Source organism: Pseudomonas sp. Bc-h (assembly GCF_002080045.1).
GTDB lineage: Bacteria > Pseudomonadota > Gammaproteobacteria > Pseudomonadales > Pseudomonadaceae > Aquipseudomonas.
Window position 1 is genome coordinate 484,699 of record NZ_MUIN01000011.1, and the last position, 17,025, is coordinate 501,723.

13 protein-coding genes are annotated in these 17,025 nt (G+C 60.2%); 7 read left to right on the forward strand and 6 right to left on the reverse strand.

The features are described 5' to 3' along the window. The first annotated feature begins 62 nt into the window (after positions 1 to 62). Positions 63 to 656: a PadR family transcriptional regulator gene (locus tag BWR59_RS22535; protein ID WP_081567832.1), complete on the forward strand. Its 594-nt coding sequence runs from the start codon at positions 63 to 65 to the stop codon at positions 654 to 656. Next, positions 653 to 1,423, forward strand: coding sequence for a siderophore-interacting protein (locus BWR59_RS22540; RefSeq protein ID WP_081567833.1), 771 nt, complete (start codon positions 653 to 655; stop codon positions 1,421 to 1,423). Before BWR59_RS22535 ends, BWR59_RS22540 begins: the two co-directional genes overlap by 4 nt. Before the next feature lie 126 nt (positions 1,424 to 1,549). On the opposite strand, the gene BWR59_RS22545 is transcribed toward BWR59_RS22540, so the two are convergent. Together BWR59_RS22545 and BWR59_RS22550 are read right to left on the reverse strand one after the other, a co-directional pair. Continuing rightward, entirely contained in the window at positions 1,550 to 2,206 is a 657-nt protein-coding gene (locus BWR59_RS22545) for a Pr6Pr family membrane protein (protein WP_081567834.1), read from the reverse strand. Between the two features lie 23 nt (positions 2,207 to 2,229). Further along, a complete protein-coding gene (locus tag BWR59_RS22550; RefSeq protein WP_081567835.1) occupies positions 2,230 to 2,457 on the reverse strand; it encodes a VF530 family protein in 228 nt (75 codons plus the stop codon). 211 nt (positions 2,458 to 2,668) lie between these two features. On the opposite strand from BWR59_RS22550, the gene BWR59_RS22555 reads away from it, so the two are divergent. The 3 genes from BWR59_RS22555 to BWR59_RS22565 all read left to right on the forward strand — a co-directional run bounded on the left by BWR59_RS22555 (position 2,669) and on the right by BWR59_RS22565 (position 9,087). Next, positions 2,669 to 4,699, forward strand: coding sequence for a TonB-dependent receptor (locus BWR59_RS22555; RefSeq protein ID WP_081567836.1), 2,031 nt, complete (start codon positions 2,669 to 2,671; stop codon positions 4,697 to 4,699). A 477-nt stretch (positions 4,700 to 5,176) separates the two neighbouring features. Then, complete coding sequence (locus tag BWR59_RS22560) at positions 5,177 to 6,541, forward strand: carbohydrate porin (RefSeq protein ID WP_081567837.1); 1,365 nt, start codon at positions 5,177 to 5,179, stop codon at positions 6,539 to 6,541. A 125-nt stretch (positions 6,542 to 6,666) separates the two neighbouring features. Next, on the forward strand, positions 6,667 to 9,087 hold the full coding sequence (locus BWR59_RS22565; protein WP_081567838.1) for a glucose/quinate/shikimate family membrane-bound PQQ-dependent dehydrogenase: 2,421 nt from the start codon (positions 6,667 to 6,669) through the stop codon (positions 9,085 to 9,087). Between the two features lie 234 nt (positions 9,088 to 9,321). On the opposite strand, the gene BWR59_RS22570 is transcribed toward BWR59_RS22565, so the two are convergent. The 4 genes from BWR59_RS22570 to BWR59_RS22585 form a co-directional block, all read right to left on the reverse strand. After that, entirely contained in the window at positions 9,322 to 9,750 is a 429-nt protein-coding gene (locus BWR59_RS22570; RefSeq protein ID WP_081567960.1) for a group 1 truncated hemoglobin, read from the reverse strand. Positions 9,751 to 9,752: 2 nt separating this feature from the next. Further along, on the reverse strand, positions 9,753 to 10,571 hold the full coding sequence (locus BWR59_RS22575; RefSeq protein WP_230982069.1) for a DUF3034 family protein: 819 nt from the start codon (positions 10,569 to 10,571) through the stop codon (positions 9,753 to 9,755). 85 nt (positions 10,572 to 10,656) lie between these two features. Then, positions 10,657 to 13,011, reverse strand: a complete 2,355-nt coding sequence (locus tag BWR59_RS22580; protein ID WP_081567840.1) for an EAL domain-containing protein — start codon at positions 13,009 to 13,011, stop codon at positions 10,657 to 10,659. Beyond that, positions 13,008 to 13,679 (reverse strand): methylamine utilization protein, encoded by a 672-nt coding sequence (locus BWR59_RS22585; protein ID WP_081567841.1) that lies wholly within the window; start codon positions 13,677 to 13,679, stop codon positions 13,008 to 13,010. Before BWR59_RS22585 ends, BWR59_RS22580 begins: the two co-directional genes overlap by 4 nt. Before the next feature lie 266 nt (positions 13,680 to 13,945). On the opposite strand from BWR59_RS22585, the gene lon reads away from it, so the two are divergent. Further along, positions 13,946 to 16,363 (forward strand): endopeptidase La, encoded by a 2,418-nt coding sequence (gene lon, locus BWR59_RS22590; RefSeq protein WP_081567842.1) that lies wholly within the window; start codon positions 13,946 to 13,948, stop codon positions 16,361 to 16,363. A gap of 238 nt (positions 16,364 to 16,601) precedes the next feature. After that, on the forward strand, positions 16,602 to 16,994 hold the full coding sequence (locus BWR59_RS22595) for a protease inhibitor I42 family protein (RefSeq protein WP_081567843.1): 393 nt from the start codon (positions 16,602 to 16,604) through the stop codon (positions 16,992 to 16,994). Positions 16,995 to 17,025: the final 31 nt, after the last annotated feature.

Here is a 17,025-nt window from a genome sequence, read left to right on the forward strand (position 1 = left end):
CTTGCAGACTCATTAAGATATATCTTAAGGTATATCTAACTTGTAACGAGAGATGAAGAAAGATGAGAGACCACTCACACGATCACCCCCATCATCACCGCCCTCACTTCGGTGACCACGGCGACGGACGCGATGGTTTTGAAAAACGCACCGGCCGGGAACGCGGCGGCCGCGGGCCACGAGTGTTTGCCCCTGGCGATCTGAAATTGTTGCTATTGGCGTTGATCGCCGATCAGCCCTGCCACGGTTATGACCTGATTCGACAGATCGAAGGCCTGTTCGATGGCGCCTACAGCCCAAGCCCCGGCGTGATCTACCCGACCCTGACCTTTCTGGAAGAAAGCGAGCTGATCACCGGCGACGCCGAGGGTGGCAAAAAGCGCTACCAGATCACTCCGGCCGGGCAGCAATTTCTGGTGGAACAGGCCGTTGCGCTGGACGGCGTGAAGATGCGCATCGAGGTCAGCAAACGTTCACTGCGCGGTCATGATCGCCCGCCGGAAATTCACGAAGCCGTGCACAACTTGCGCCACGCCCTGCAAATGCATCACGGCCGCTGGAGTCCGGAAGAGATCATCCGCGTCCGCGACCTGCTCAACGAAACCGCCAAAGCCGTCGTCGATGGCCCACACAGTCGTTCGGAGAAGTCCGTATGAATTCACAGCAATCGATCCACCGCGTCAGCCACGAAATCAAACGCCGCAAACTGCACGTGCTGCGCGTGACCGACATTACCCCGCGCATGCGCCGCATTACCCTGCATGGCCCGGAATTGACCGGTTTCATCAGCCTGGGCACCGATGACCACGTGAAGCTGCTGTTCGCCACCACGCCTGAGCAGCAGGCTGCGCTGGACAACTTCACGCCCGGTCCGAACGCCGAAGGGCCAAAGCCTGCCATGCGCGACTACACCCCACGCCGTTATGACGCAGCTTCAGGTGAGCTGGACATCGACTTCGTGCTGCATGGCGATGGCCCTGCCGCAACCTGGGCCGCTCAGGCAGAAGTGGGGCAGTTTCTGCACATCGCGGGCCCACGCGGCTCGATGATCGTTCCCGACATGTTCGACAGCTACTTGCTGATCGGTGACGAAACCGCCCTGCCCGCCATTGCCCGTCGCCTGGAAGAACTGGCCGGGAATCGTCGTGCGCTGGTGGTGGTTGAAATCGAAGACGACGCTGAGCGCCAGACGTTTGTGAGCAAGGCTCAGGTCGAAGTGATCTGGGTGGTTCGGGGCGAACAGGATCTGCTCGACGTAACCCGTCAGCTGAAACTTCCCGAAGGCGGTCTTTACGCGTGGGTCGCCACTGAATCTGCGCTGTCGCGCAAGGTTCGGCGGGTGTTGCTCGACGAATTCAAACTCGATGAAGCGGCAGTGAAGGCCGCGGGTTACTGGCGTCTGGATGACTCAGACGAGGACTGATCCGGGTCGTAATTGACCCTCTGTAGAAGCACGACTTGCCGGCGGTAGCGCCCTTGAATGGCCACCGTCGGCAAACGGAAACCCGCCCGGCCAGACTGCTACGAGGGGGTTGAAACCAAGGCAGCGTCAGACTCTGGGCATGCGCCGTTTATCAATCATCAAAATCACCAACCCAATCACCACAAACCCCGCCAACACCCCGCACGCATTGACCAATGCATCACCGACCCCCAGCGTACCGATATCCAGAAACGGGTAGAGGTAATCGCCGAAGATGTTCCCGCGAAACAGCAGATAGCCGAAATACACCGCCGGATAAAGCATCCACGCCAGCACATGCTTCAGGCGCAGCACGCCTTTGCGCAGGTACAGCCACCAGTAGCCGAGAAACACCAGCGGCATCACGTCGTGCAGCAGTTCATCGGCGATCCATTGCCAGCCTTGCGGGCTCCACAAATGACGCAACAACACGTTATAGGCTATGCCCACCAGCAGAATGCTGGTGGTGATCCCCGCGCAGACAACCGGGGATCTGAAGAAACGGTGCCCTGAGCGGTCCCGGTCGGTGATCGCACAGGTCAATGCCACCGCAACCAGGGTATTGGTCAACACCGTGAAAAAGCTTAAAAACCGCACCAGACCGCCTACCAGACTGGCCTGATCGGTCCAGCGCCCCCACAGAATCAGATACAGCTGCACCGCCAGCGCGAACCAGCCCAGAAGAGCGCCGACTGTCGCATAACGACGCTGTCCTGATGGCAGTTGCAGCGTTTGGCTGTGCATCTCATCCAATCCCGAATGACGAATCACCAACGTTTGGTACGGGCCAGCTTCACGTACAGATGCTCGACCTTCTCCCGCGCCCACGGCGTCTTGCGCAGAAAGGTCAGGCTCGACTTGATGCTCGGGTCGCTCTTGAAGCAACGGATGTCGATGCGTTCAGCCAGACCGGACCATTCGTAGTGCTCGACCAGCGCGTTGAGGATCTGTTCGAGCGTCACGCCATGCAGCGGGTTGTTGTTCGGTGTGGTCATGCCTGGCCTTCGGGACTCGGTGATCGGGACGTTTTCGCAAGGTGCGCACCTTAGCGGAGGTGCTCGCCAGTGTGAAGGGTTGCCGTGTGCAGCGCCCGCAAGAAGCGTAGCCATTGTCCGGGCCGATTCCAAAATGATTGCGTTTTTATTGTTATGTTATAACACTAACAGACTAATCATCAGGTCTCACCTCTGCCAAGGAAAACGCTGCATGTCCCGCCCCTCTAAACTCCAACTCTGGCGTCTGACGCCGCTCGCCACTGCCTTGCTCGTTGCATCCCCCGCGTACGCCATCGAACTTGAGCAACAGACCATCACTGCCAACCCGCTCGGCAGCGATCAACTGGCGTCGCCCAGCACCGTACTCACCGGTGATGAGCTGACGCTGCTACAAAAAGGCAGCCTCGGCGAAACGCTTAACAAACAACCGGGCGTGTCGTCCTCGTATTTCGGTCCGGGCGCCAGCCGGCCGATCATTCGCGGCCTTGATGGCGACCGCATTCGTTTGTTGCGCAACGGCGTCGGCGCGCTGGATGCCTCGTCGCTGTCCTACGATCACGCTGTGCCGCTGGATCCGGTGAACGTCGATCGCATTGAAATCGTTCGTGGCCCTGCTGCCCTGCTCTACGGCGGCAGCGCCATCGGCGGGGTGGTGAATACCTTCGACAATCGCATTCCGACCGAAGCCATCGAAGGCATTCATGGCGCAGGCGAACTGCGCTACGGCGGCGCTGACACCACCCGCAGCAGCGCGGGCAAGCTGGAAGCGGGCAACGGCACCTTCGCGCTGCATCTGGACGCCAACGCTCGCGAGTTCAACGACCTGAAGATCCCGGGCTATGCACGCACCGCAGATGAACGCGCGCGCGATCCCGATGGCGACGACAAGAAGCACCGCCTGGGCAACAGCGACGGGCGTCAGGACGGCGGCTCGATTGGCGGTTCCTACACCTGGGACGACGGCTACGCGGGGCTTTCCTACAGCAATTACGACTCGAACTACGGCTCGCCCGCCGAGCAAGACGTGCGCATCCGAATGAAGCAGGACCACTACGCCTTCGCCTCAGAAATCCGCAATCTGTCCGGGCCGTTCAGCTCGGTGAAGCTCGACGCCGGCTACACCGAATACAAGCACATGGAAATCGAGGACGGCGAAGTTGGCACGACCTTCAAGAACAAGGGCTACGAGGCTCGCGTCGAAGCGCGGCATCAGCCCATCGGCCCGCTGAATGGGGTCGTCGGTGCGCAAGTCACGCGTAGCGAGTTCTCCGCGCTGGGTGAAGAAGCCTTCGTCCCGCAGACCGATACCGATGCAGGCGCACTGTTCATCCTTGAAGAATTGCAGGCTACCGAGCGCCTGAAGCTGAGCCTGGGCGGACGCCTGGAGCACACCACCGTCGACCCGGACGGCAAAGGCAACGAGCGCTTTGCCAACGCCGATCGTTCGAGCAGCTTTACTGCGGGCAGCATTTCCTCAGGTGCGGTCTACACCCTGACGCCGGTCTGGTCGCTGGCCGCGACGCTGGGTTACACCGAGCGGGCCCCGACGTTCTACGAGCTGTACGCCAATGGCGCACACGTCGCCACTGGCACCTATGAAGTGGGCGACGCCGATCTGTCGAAAGAAAAAGCCGTCTCCAGCGATCTGGCCTTGCGCTTCGACAACGGCACGCACAAAGGCAGTTTCGGCGTGTTCTACAGCCACTTCTCCAATTACATCGGGCTGCTGGGAACAGGTCGGACACTGAACGACGAAGGAGAGGACGATCCAGACGGCATTCCGGAATACACCTACTCCGGCGTACGCGCGCGATTTGCAGGATTCGAGGCGCAGGATCACTGGAAACTGGGCGAGAGCCGGTACGGAAAGTTCGCGCTTGAGCTGTCAGGCGATTACACCCGCGCCAAGAACCTGGACACCGGTGAGGCCTTGCCGCGTATCGCACCTCTGCGCCTGAACAGCGGTCTGCTGTGGGAACTGGACAAGTGGCAGGCGCGTATCGATGTTGAACATGCCGCCTCCCAAGGTCGTGTTCCCGACAACGAAACCGGCACCGATGGCTACACCACCCTGGGGGCCAGCGCCGGTTACAAGTTCGACCTCGGTGGCAGCCAGTGGCTGGCGTTCGTCAACGGCGAGAACCTGACCAACCAGACCGTGCGCTACGCCAGTTCGATCCTGCGCGACATCGCGCCAGCGCAAGGCCGGAGTATCGAGGTGGGGTTGCGTACGACGTTCTGATACTCGCCACCTAGTACCTGGCTGAATATCAAGCCTGTGGGCGGGGGCTTGCTCGCGATTGCGCAGCGTCAGGTGGCCTACTCGTAACCGACCCACCTTATTTCGCGAGCAAGCTCCCTCCCACGGCGATTCGTGGTCACTCAGGTCCGCGATCCGACTGAACACCCAACTCGTATTGCTGAATCTCGATCTATACAGCCACTGCAAGGATGGCGGAATCTGCGCAAAGCCACGCCAGTCGCGCATCCCACGTAAATACTGGGGATAGCGCTACCTCATATATTCACAACTGTTGCGCGATAGGTAACTATTCATGTCGCAAAATCGTCTTTTTAAAAAATCATTAGCCCCCTATCATCGCGCCGCGCCAACAGCTGAATCGTTTCTTTCAGCAACATGTCAAGTTTTGCCACGCGGCTTAACGACGCAGCACGTGCCTGCGCCGTACCCAGATCACTAAAAAGAATCCATTGCCCTATGCCTTCTCAATCTAAACGCTGCACCCGCCTTCACCCGCTTCGTCACCGCCACGCAATGGGCTTGCTCGCCCTCAGCCTGACGACGTGCGCTCACGCAGCGTCAGCATTCGACAGTGAATCACCGTGGATGCTGGGAGATTGGGGCGGGAAGCGATCGGAGCTGTCGCAACAGGGTTATGACTTCAAACTCGATACCGTCGTGGAAGTGGGCTCCAATCTGCACGGCGGTTACAACCACGACAAGGCAACCCGCTACGCCGACCAGTTTGCGCTTGGCGCGCACATGGACCTGCAGAAGATTCTTGGCTGGCACGATGCCGAGTTCCAACTGACGCTGACCAACCGCAACGGCGACAACATCAGCAACGACCGCGTGTCCGATCCGCGCGTTGGCACCATTTCGTCGTCGCAGGAAGTCTGGGGCCGTGGCAACGTCACCCGCCTGACAGACATGTGGTACCAGCAGAAATTCTTCGACCAGAAGCTGAGTGTCAAGGTCGGTCGCTTCAACGAAGGTGAAGACTTCAACACCTTCCCTTGCGACTTCCAGAACCTGGCCTTCTGCGGCTCTCAGGTGGGCAACTGGGGCGGTGGCATCTGGTACAACTGGCCGATCAGCCAGTGGGCGATGCGCGTCAAATACCAGATCTACCCTGAATTGTTCGTTCAAGTCGGCGCCTTCGAGCAGAACCCGTCGAACCTGGAAAACGACAACAACTTCAAGCTCAGCGGCAGCGGCACGCAAGGCGCGGTCTTGCCGGTCGAGCTGGTCTGGTCGCCGAAGGTCAACGACCTGCCGGGTGAATACCGCCTCGGTTACTACTACAGCACCGCCGACAGCAGCGACGTTTACAAGGACAGCAACGGTCGTTATGCAGCACAGAGCGGCGACGACTACGCCTCTTCGTCGAGCAAGCACGGCATGTGGCTGACCCTGCGCCAGCAAGTCACCAGCCTTGCCAGCGACAACGGCCGCGGCCTGAGCCTGTTCGCCAACGGCACACTGCACGACAAGAAAACCAACATGATCGACAACTTCGTCGCTCTGGGTGCGACCTACAAGGGCCCGTTCGATGCGCGCCCGCAGGACGACCTGGGCCTGGCAGTGAGCCGCATTCACGTCAATCCCGCTTATCGCAAGAACATCAACCTGCGCAATCAGGCCGACGGCGTATCGGACTACAACGACCCTGCCTTCCTGCCTGTTCAGGACACCGAATACAACGCCGAGCTGTACTACGGCGTGCACGTGACCAACTGGCTGACAGTGCGCCCCAACCTGCAATTCATCCGTCATCCGGGCGGCGTGAATCAGGTCGATGACGCCCTGGTGGCGGGGCTGAAGATTCAATCCTCTTTCTGATCGGCATAAATCGCCTTTCTCAATCCCTTTTGAGGAACTAGCGTTAAGGCCATGGCTTCAAAGGTCAGGCCTGAACGCAGAAAGGGATAAGCGTCAACCAATCAATCGTTACGGAGTACGACACTATGAGCACTGACGGTGCTTTCGGTAAGGGTCGCCTGCTGCCGAGCTTGCTCGGACTGGTGATTCTGGTCATGGGCCTGGCCTTGTTGGCCGGGGGTATCAAACTGCTGACACTGGGCGGGTCGCTGTATTACCTGCTGACCGGTATCGGCTTCGTCATCACTGGCATTCTGCTGATCATGGGCCGTCGTTCGGCCCTGGGTCTGTTTGCGCTGGTGCTGTTCGCGAGCACGGTCTGGGCGTTGTGGGAAGTCGGCCTTGACTGGTGGCAACTGGTGCCACGTCTGTCGCTGTGGTTCGTCCTCGGCATCGTCATGCTGCTGCCATGGTTCCGTCGCCCGGTGCTGCGTGGCCAGCCTGGCGGCATGCCGACCGTGGCGCTGAGCATCGCCGTGGTCCTGGCGGGTCTGACTGCACTCGCCAGCCAGTTCACCAGCCCTGGTGAAGTCAAAGGTACGCTGGACCGCGACGACGCAGGCGTTGCCTACGACCCGCAGCCGATGCCCGATGGCGACTGGCAGGCGTATGGCCGTTCCGAGCACGGCAACCGTTACTCGCCGCTGAAGCAGATCACTCCGGAAAACGTCGGCAAGCTGCAAGAAGCCTGGCGCATTCGCACCGGCGACCTGCCGACGGCCGAAGATCCGGTCGAGCTGACCAACGAAAACACCCCGCTCAAGGTCAACGGCATGGTCTATGCCTGCACACCGCACAGCAAGGTGCTGGCGCTGGACCCTGATACCGGCAAGACGATCTGGTCCTACGACCCGCAGATATCCAAAGAAGGTGCGAAGAACTTCACCGGTTGGGCGCACATGACCTGCCGTGGCGTGTCGTATTACGACGAAAACGCCTACGCCAAGTCGGACGTCGGCGCACCTGCCGCCGCGCTGTCGACGGCAGGCACTGCCGTTGCCACTTCGTGCCCGCGTCGTCTGTACCTGCCGACCGCCGATGCACGCCTGATCGCGCTGAACGCCGACACCGGCAAGGTCTGCGAAGACTTCGCCAACAAAGGCGCGGTCGATCTGCGTGCCAACATCGGCCCGTTCACGGCTGGTGGTTACTATTCCACCTCCCCTGCCGCGATCACGCGTAACCTGATCATCATCGGCGGCCACGTGACTGACAACGAGTCGACCAACGAGCCATCGGGTGTGATCCGTGCGTACGACGTACACGACGGCAAGCTGGTGTGGAACTGGGACCCGAACAACCCTGACGCGACCGCGCCGATCGCTGCCGATCAGTTCTATTCGCGCAACGCGCCGAACATGTGGTCGCTGGCCAGCGTCGACGAGAAACTCGGCCTGGTGTTTCTGCCTCTGGGCAACCAGATGCCTGACCAGTATGGTGGCGACCGCACCCCTGGCGCCGAGAAGTACAGCGCAGGTCTTGTAGCTCTGGACGTCAATACCGGCAAGGTGCGCTGGAACTACCAGTTCACTCACCATGACCTGTGGGACATGGACGTACCGAGCCAGCCGACCCTGATCAACCTGAAAACCAAGGACGGCGTGAAGCCGGCCGTGATTCAGCCGACCAAGCAAGGCAGCCTGTACGTGCTGGACCGTCGCGATGGCACGCCTATCGTGCCGATCGACGAAGTCCCGGCGCCGACCGGTGCCGCACAAGGCGACCACACTTCGCCGACTCAGGCCCGTTCGCAGCTGAACATGCTGCCACCTGAGCTGACCGAAAAATCCATGTGGGGCGCTACCGCGTTCGACCAGATGCTGTGCCGTATCCAGTTCAAGGAGCTGCGTTACGAAGGTCAGTACACGCCTCCGTCGGAACAGGGCAGCATCATCTATCCGGGCAACGTGGGTGTGTTCAACTGGGGAGCTGTGTCGGTCGATCCGGTGCGTCAACTGTTGTTCACAAGCCCCAACTACATGGCTTTCGTCTCCAAGCTGGTGCCTCGCGCCAAGGTTGAAGCGGGCAGCAAGCGTGAAAGCGAAACCAGCGGCGTGCAGCCGAACACCGGCGCGCCGTATGCGGTGATCATGCACCCGTTGATGTCGCAGATCGGCATTCCATGCCAAGCCCCTTCGTGGGGTAACGTTGCCGCTGTCGACCTGACGACCAACCAGGTGGTCTGGAAGCACAAGAACGGCACCACCCGCGACAACACGCCAGTGCCAATCGGCCTGCCGGTCGGCGTGCCGAGCATGGGCGGTTCGATGGTAACGGCAGGTGGCGTTGGCTTCCTGGCCGGTACTCTTGACCAGTACCTGCGTGCCTATGACGTGAAAACCGGTAAAGAGCTGTTCGCCGGACGTCTGCCAGCAGGCGGCCAGGCGACGCCGATGACTTACACCGGTAAAGACGGCAAGCAATATGTGCTGATCGTGGCTGGCGGTCACGGTTCGCTGGGTACGCGGATGGGTGACTACATCATTGCGTACAAACTGCCGGAGTGATTGGGTAGTGCATTAATGCAGTGAACAGAAAGGCGGTCATCGTGAGATGGCCGCCTTTTTTGTTGTGTGGCTTCCGGGACATGAGGACTGAGTTGGCGCTCAACCTGCGGGAGCTTCTTGAGCTGCATCTGCAACCGACCTGACGCTGTCGCTGCCTTCGTCACCTCCGGCGTCTCCCACGAGGGCAGAGGAGTGTCGGTAAACGAGTGCCTACTCATCGCCAAGACCACAGCGCTACTTCTCGATCACTTCTCCCCGCTGCGGCGCCAATCTGGCGATCAACCGGTTCTGGACCGGTACAGGAATGTGCTGGTCATCCATCGAATCGATCAGATTCTCCACCAACGCATTGAAATCGCTACGGCTCAGGTTCATCCCCTTGTGCGCTTCGGCCAAGGTATCGCCGGTGTAGGTACAAGGCCCACCCGCCTCGACACAGAACTTCTCGACCAGCTTGTCGCGTACACGAACGATGTCGACCTTGGCGAAATACTTGTAAATCCGGTCGTCCCTGGCGATATGCAACAGCATCCCTTCGATGATTTTCTGAATCCCGGCGCGCTGACCCAAATCCTGATACAGGCTGTCATCCTTGGCCGGCTGCTGCGCGCACCCCACCAGAATGGCCAGCAACACAACGCTCATCCACCGCAAAGGCCGCATCATCAGAAGCTCCCCTGCACGGACAGATAAGTACCATTCTGATTATCCAACGTGGCGATTTCGCCGAGGCGGGCGTAGGCCAAAACAACAGATACATGTTTGTTGGGAAACCAGCCGACGAACATGTCAGCCCAATCGCTCTCACCCGCAAACGATAGATTATCCGGCTTCTCCCGATACTCGACCCCGACAGCCCAGCGCGGATTGAACAACAGCGCCACCGAGCCTTCTTTCAACAGACTGCGAGTGTCGCGACGGTCGCCGCCAAAACCCAACAGGCCGGTTTCGTTGGCACGGCTGTAACGCACGCCGCCGTTAACCACTACGTTGTAACCAAACGCAGCACCCATGAACAAACGGCTGGCGGTGAGGTAACCCTCGACATCCGAATCCCGCTTGGAACCCACAAGGGTCGGAATCAGGAAATCGTTCTGGTGTTTGTATTCAAGCCCCAACGAGACTTGCGGCAACTGGTCGTAGATCAGGTCACCGAACAGGCGCACTTTGACCCCAAAAACATCCTGAGTGAGATTGTCTTCGGGCAAGCTGAGTTTGTTCACCAGAGAGCCCAGGTCGAATCGCTGATGGGCGTAGGACACTTCCACTCGATTGCCATAGGAAAACGCGGCGCCGGCGACATCCAGCGTGTAATCCGGCAGATTGATATGGGTCGCGAACACATTCGCGCCCCACTCGCCTTGCTCGTCGTAACCGGCAAGCACCGCCCACGGGATAATCCCGCCGCCTGCGGCGCCTTCGATACTGCTGGCGCCACCGGTCGCGATCAGACGCCCCTGATCGGCTTCAACGACAGGTGCCATCGCCCCTGCGCAACCGCCCACCACACTTGCCAACACCACAGGGCTGAAAACAGCCGAGAGACTACGTGCCATAAACTTCAACCAATCAGTGAACCATCATGCTCGCAGAGCTGTGAGACTTGGCGATCCATGCCTCGAACGCCACCGCAGTCAGCGGGCGGCTGATCAGATAACCCTGTGCAGTGTCGCAGTGCCAGCGTTCCAAAAGACGCAGGCTGTGTTCGTACTCGACGCCTTCGGCGACCACCTTGAGGCCCAGGTTATGGCTCATTTCGATGGTCGAGCGCACGATCACCGCGTCTTCACTGGTTTCATCCAGATTACGTACGAAAGACTGGTCGATCTTCAGCTCTTGAACCGGCAGCCGCTTCAAGTGCGCCAGCGAAGAGTAGCCAGTCCCGAAGTCATCCACCGACAAGCTGATACCGCATTCGCGCAGGCGATTGAGCACCTTCAAGGCATTCTCGGGCTCGCGCATCACGGCGCTTTCAGTGATCTCGAATATCAGTTGTTCGGCGGGGACGCGATAAAGCTTGAGCAGGCCCGACACGCGGTCGGCCAGATCACCGCTGAGCAGGTCGTCCGCCGAGATATTCACCGACAGCTGCACATGCAAGCCACGACGCGCCCATTCGGCCAGTTGGCGCATCGATTCCTCGATGACCCAACTGGTGAGAATCTGAATGCTGCCCGTACGCTCGGCCAGCACGATGAATTCAGCCGGCGAGACGTTGCCGAACTGCGGGTGCTGCCAGCGCAGCAAGGCTTCGGCCTGACGCACAAGGCCATTGCGGATGTCCAGTTTCGGCTGGTAATGCAGCATAAGTTCGCCGTTGCGCGCGGCGTGGCGCAGGTCGCGGATCAGGCTGATCTGACGTTGATGCGCCAGATCGCGGCCATCTTCGTAAACCTGCAGACGGCCCGGCAGCTGCGCTGCATCCTGACGAGCGATGGAGGCGCGACGAAGCAATTCGGACGGCGAATCCCCGTTCACGGGGTAGGCGGCGATGCCGATGCAGGCGTCCAGAGAGATATCGTGATCGCCGATGCGCTGGGGCTTGAGCAGCAGGCGTTGCAGTCGGTCAGCCACAGCCACTGCACTGTCGGTCTCGGCGTTGTGCACCAACAACAGGAACTCATTGCCAGACAAGCGCGCCACGGTGTCGCCGGGACGCAACGGCAATTGCAGTTGTGCGCCGATCACTTGCAACAGTTGCTCGACGCCTTCGGGCCCGATGCTGTCGTTGATCGCGCGGAAGTTGTCGATGCCCAGATACAGCAGGGCCACCGCGCGCTGCGCTGAAATCGCACTGCCCAGACGCTCCATCACCAATGCCCGATTGGGCAGGCCCGTAAGTCCGTCGTGCAGGGCGTTGTGGGCCAGTTGCTGTTCGCGTTCGGCGATGCCGCTCTGCATCGAATTGATCGCCCCCGCCAGCAGGCCCAGCTCGTCGCTGCGCTCAAGGGCAACCGGGGTGCTGTAATCGCCTTCCCCGATCCGCTCGGCGGCCAGCGCCAGGGCTCGAACCGGCAGCGACACACTTCGGGCCAGCAACAAGGTGCCGACCAGCGAACCCGCGAGCGCGACCAGAGTGATCCAGAACAGTTTTTCATCCAGCGGCGCAAAGGCTTGCATGGCCTGATCGAGCGGGCTTTGCAGCAACGCCACGACTTGATCGCCCGCCGCATCGCCGGTGTTGCCCAGGTTCAACCGTTTATTGAGGAACGTCTGATCGCCATGCTCGGTCATCTGCATCTGGTCGCTGGCGGGATTGAGCATCACCCCACGCACGCTGTCGTAGAGCGGCTGCGGCTGGGTGCTGATGATCTGCCCCGGCAACTGATGCACCACCGAGAGAAACGACACCTGCAAACCGCTGAGCGAACGCAGCTCCTGAGCGAGGTCGTCGTCCATGCTGAACCCCATGACCACCCGCGCAATCGGCAACGGCGCCAGCACCGTGCTCTCCACCAGCAGGTGCGGCTTGCCTTGCAGCGGCACGATCAGCATCGACTGGTTGTGCGCCTTCAGATCACGCAGGGCCTGGGTGAAGGGAAACGGCGAGCCCTCAGGAATCTGCTCGATGGTGCTGGAGAGAACCTTGCCGTCCATGCCCAGCAGAAACATGTCATTGGCGTTGATTCGCGCGCCGTGGTTGAGCAGCACCGAACGAATCGTCGCCGAGTCGGCAGACGCCACGGCATCACGAAACCCGAAATCACTGGAGAGCAACTGCACCGCATCACGCAGCCGCTTGCCGCGCATTTCCAGCAAACCTTCGAAAACCCGCGTCCCCACTTCCAGTTGCGCCTGTGCCTGCTTGCTCACAGCGTCCTGCGTCGCTGCCTTGACGGCCAGAAACACCGCAACGACCACGATCAACAGCAGCATGATCAGCACGCCGGCGATGCGTGCCTGAAAGCTAATTCGCAGTTTCATTCATGGGCGGCTTTATGAAAGGCATCGCCGAACGCGCTGGGCGGTGGCGCTGCGGGCATGTCGACACCCTTGGGCTGCACGGCAACGCTGAAGCGCTGACGCAGGCCCGCGGCCGGAATATCGATTTCGCCTCCTGGCACAGGCTGCATGTCAGGCGCCTGTGGATGCCACAGCGTCGCCACATAATGCCCGGCAGGCATCTGCTCGAGGATCAGCGTGCCTTTGTCGTTGCTCACGCCGAACCAGGGATCGTCCGTTACGTAAACGTAGCCCAGCATCCAGTCGTGGATGTTGCAACCAAGCACCACGACGCCAGGTTTGTCGAACAGCACAGGATCGGAGGGCGTGCCGCCGTAAAGACGCAATTCGAAACGCTTGGCCGGAGAAAAGGAATACACCTGATGGCGAATGTCGTCGCTGTTGGGGAACCTGATTTGTGTGCCAGTGCGCACGGCGAGCACATGGGGAGCGAAACGCTGGTCGCGCTGGTCCATATCGGCCTTGGGTGCAGCATCGGGCTTACCCGACGGTCCCTGCAGCGTCAGCACGGCATCGGTCAGCGGTTTGCCTTGAGCGTCGACGAACTCGGCGGTCAGCGTGGCAGCACTGGCGAACGTGCCGAGCAGAAGGCTTGCAGCCACCAGTAACGAAGAGACGACGTGGGTCATACACAGGGTCCAGAACGGCTTGGTCGGAAGAAAAACAGCGCCGGCCCTGGCAGATGTTTGCAGCGTCCCGCGAGATTAACCGCCCCTTGGCGGAAGATCACGCTTTAAAAGCAGGCACAACGCCATCACCGATTAAATGCCGACGAAAGGCACAAATCACACAGATCTCTTTATCTGCGGCGATATTCAATGCTATCGACCGCAACTATTGAAACCTGAGCTTAACTGCCCCATCTAAGCCTCATCTCCATTTATGCAGGTGCCCCATGAGCGACCAGCAAACCGACTCCTCCCATTCCTCCGATGACTTCGACCACGAACACGAAGTCATCGGCTCAGACCGAAAAAGCCTCGCCCTGCCCGGCCAGAACCTGCCGGATCAGGTGTACATCATCCCGATTCACAACCGCCCGTTCTTCCCGGCGCAAGTCTTGCCGGTCATCGTCAACGAAGAGCCCTGGGCCGAGACACTTGAGCTGGTGAGCAAATCCGATCACCACTCCCTGGCGCTGTTCTTCATGGACACGCCCCCCGACGACCCACGCCACTTCGACACCAAGGCGCTGCCCGAGTACGGCACGCTGGTGAAGGTGCACCACGCCAGCCGAGAAGGCGGCAAGCTGCAATTTGTCGCGCAAGGCCTGAGCCGCGTGCGCATCAAGACCTGGCTGAAACACCATCGCCCGCCGTTTCTGGTAGAGGTCGAGTACCCGCATCAGCCCAACGAGCCGACCGATGAGGTCAAGGCTTATGGCATGGCCCTGATCAACGCGATCAAGGAACTGCTGCCGCTCAACCCGCTGTACAGCGAAGAACTGAAGAACTACCTCAACCGCTTCAGCCCCAACGATCCTTCGCCGCTGACCGATTTCGCCGCTGCCCTGACCTCCGCCACTGGCATAGAGCTGCAGGAAGTGCTCGATTGCGTGCCTGTGCTCAGGCGCATGGAGAAAGTCCTGCCAATGCTGCGCAAGGAAGTCGAAGTCGCGCGCCTGCAGAAAGAAATCTCCGCCGAGGTGAACCGCAAGATCGGCGAGCACCAGCGTGAGTTCTTCCTCAAGGAACAGCTCAAGGTCATTCAGCAGGAACTGGGACTGACCAAAGACGACCGCAGCGCCGACATCGAACAGTTCGAGCAGCGTCTGGAAGGCAAGACCCTGCCAGCGCAGGTGCAAAAGCGCCTCGATGAGGAAATGAACAAGCTGTCGATCCTCGAAACCGGCTCACCCGAGTACGCGGTCACCCGCAACTATCTCGACTGGGCGACCTCGGTGCCGTGGGGCGTGTATGGCGAGGACAAACTCGACCTCAAGCATGCGCGCAAGGTGCTGGACAAGCACCACGCGGGCCTTGACGACATCAAGGATCGCATTCTCGAATTCCTCGCGGTCGGTGCTTACAAAGGTGAAATCAGCGGCTCCATCGTGCTGCTGGTGGGCCCGCCGGGCGTGGGTAAAACCAGCGTCGGTAAATCCATCGCCGAATCCCTCGGCCGCCCGTTCTATCGCTTCAGCGTCGGCGGCATGCGCGACGAGGCGGAAATCAAGGGCCATCGCCGCACCTACATCGGCGCTCAGCCGGGCAAGCTGGTGCAGGCGTTGAAAGACGTCGAAGTGATGAACCCGGTGATCATGCTCGACGAGATCGACAAGATGGGCCAGAGCTACCAGGGCGACCCGGCCTCGGCACTGCTGGAAACCCTTGACCCGGAACAGAACGTCGAATTCCTCGATCACTATCTGGACCTGCGGATGGACCTGTCGAAGGTCCTGTTTGTCTGCACCGCCAACACCCTGGATTCTATCCCCGGCCCGTTGCTGGACCGGATGGAAGTGATTCGCCTGTCGGGCTATATCACTGAAGAGAAAGTCGCCATCGCCAAGCGTCACCTGTGGCCGAAATTGCTGGAGAAGGCTGGAGTCTCCAAGGGCAGCCTGAGCATCAGCGATAACGCGCTCAAGAGCTTGATCGACGGCTATGCCCGTGAAGCCGGGGTGCGTCAGTTGGAGAAGCAACTGGGCAAACTGGTGCGCAAGGCAGTCATGAAACTGATTGGCGAGCCCAAAGCCGTCATCAAGCTGGGACCGAAAGATCTGGAAGCCTCGTTGGGTCATCCCGTGTTCCGCAACGAACAGGTGCTGTCCGGGACTGGCGTGATCACCGGCCTTGCGTGGACCAGCATGGGCGGAGCGACCCTGCCGATTGAAGCCACGCGCATTCATACCCACAACCGCGGCTTCAAACTCACCGGCCAGTTGGGCGACGTTATGAAAGAGTCTGCGGAAATCGCCTACAGCTACGTCAGCTCCAATCTGGCCAAGTTTGGCGGTGATAAAGGCTTCTTCGACGAAGCGTTCGTTCACCTGCACGTACCGGAAGGCGCGACACCGAAGGATGGTCCGAGCGCAGGCGTGACCATGGCCAGCGCCCTGTTGTCTCTGGCACGCAATCAGGCACCGAAAAAAGGTGTGGCCATGACCGGCGAGCTGACGCTGACCGGGCATGTATTGCCGATTGGCGGCGTGCGCGAGAAAGTGATCGCGGCGCGGCGACAGAAGATCTTCGAACTGATCCTGCCCGAGCCTAACCGGGGCAACTTCGAGGAACTGCCGGACTATCTGAAGGAGGGCATTACCGTCCACTTCGCCAAGCGCTTCTCGGACGTGGCGAAGGTGTTGTTCTAACTCCTTACAGCCAACGCGATCATCTGTGGGAGGGGGCTTGCTCGCGAAGCGTGTTGTGCAGACGACAGAAATGTATCGGATGTACTGATCTCTTCGCGAGCAAGCTCCCTCCCACAAGGGTCCTGTATCCGCAGGCGCCCGGCAGCCATTCCCAGATTGCATCTGAGCCCGATCCGGCATTAGCAAGCATCTCATCTTCGGTTATGCTCGCCCCACGTTGCCTACGACCGGAGCCTTCATGACCCCTGCCCGCCTGCTCGTCCCGCTAAGCCTTGCCCTGCTGGCCGCCTGTGCCCAGCAACCGAAACAGATCGTTTCCCTCGAAGATCAGAAAGACTGCCCGATTACCCTCAAGACCGGTCAGACCCTGATGCTCATGCTGCCCAGCAACCCCACCACCGGGCACCGCTGGCTGATGCAGAATCCCGCTCCGTCGATCCTCAACGCCATGGGTCCTGAGGTGTTCAACACCCCCGAAGCCCTCGGCATGGTCGGCACAGAAGGCCAGTCAGTCTGGCGCTACAAGGCGGCCAATGCAGGCACCGGCCACCTGATGATGGTCTATCAACAGCCTTGGGCGCCAGAAGTGCGGCCGGAACGCACCTTCGACTGCGCGATCACGGTGAATTGAGGTCGATCATTCGAACGATGAGATGAGGTTT

Excerpts from the sequence above, each read along its gene's own strand:
- BWR59_RS22535 (WP_081567832.1), top strand. The coding sequence starts at position 63 with ATGAGAGACCACTCACACGATCACCCCCATCATCACCGCCCTCACTTC.
- BWR59_RS22540 (WP_081567833.1), top strand. The coding sequence starts at position 653 with ATGAATTCACAGCAATCGATCCACCGCGTCAGCCACGAAATCAAACGC.
- BWR59_RS22545 (WP_081567834.1), bottom strand. The coding sequence starts at position 2,206 with ATGCACAGCCAAACGCTGCAACTGCCATCAGGACAGCGTCGTTATGCG.
- BWR59_RS22550 (WP_081567835.1), bottom strand. The coding sequence starts at position 2,457 with ATGACCACACCGAACAACAACCCGCTGCATGGCGTGACGCTCGAACAG.
- BWR59_RS22555 (WP_081567836.1), top strand. The coding sequence starts at position 2,669 with ATGTCCCGCCCCTCTAAACTCCAACTCTGGCGTCTGACGCCGCTCGCC.
- BWR59_RS22560 (WP_081567837.1), top strand. The coding sequence starts at position 5,177 with ATGCCTTCTCAATCTAAACGCTGCACCCGCCTTCACCCGCTTCGTCAC.
- BWR59_RS22565 (WP_081567838.1), top strand. The coding sequence starts at position 6,667 with ATGAGCACTGACGGTGCTTTCGGTAAGGGTCGCCTGCTGCCGAGCTTG.
- BWR59_RS22570 (WP_081567960.1), bottom strand. The coding sequence starts at position 9,750 with ATGCGGCCTTTGCGGTGGATGAGCGTTGTGTTGCTGGCCATTCTGGTG.
- BWR59_RS22575 (WP_230982069.1), bottom strand. The coding sequence starts at position 10,571 with ATGGCACCTGTCGTTGAAGCCGATCAGGGGCGTCTGATCGCGACCGGT.
- BWR59_RS22580 (WP_081567840.1), bottom strand. The coding sequence starts at position 13,011 with ATGAAACTGCGAATTAGCTTTCAGGCACGCATCGCCGGCGTGCTGATC.
- BWR59_RS22585 (WP_081567841.1), bottom strand. The coding sequence starts at position 13,679 with ATGACCCACGTCGTCTCTTCGTTACTGGTGGCTGCAAGCCTTCTGCTC.
- lon (WP_081567842.1), top strand. The coding sequence starts at position 13,946 with ATGAGCGACCAGCAAACCGACTCCTCCCATTCCTCCGATGACTTCGAC.
- BWR59_RS22595 (WP_081567843.1), top strand. The coding sequence starts at position 16,602 with ATGACCCCTGCCCGCCTGCTCGTCCCGCTAAGCCTTGCCCTGCTGGCC.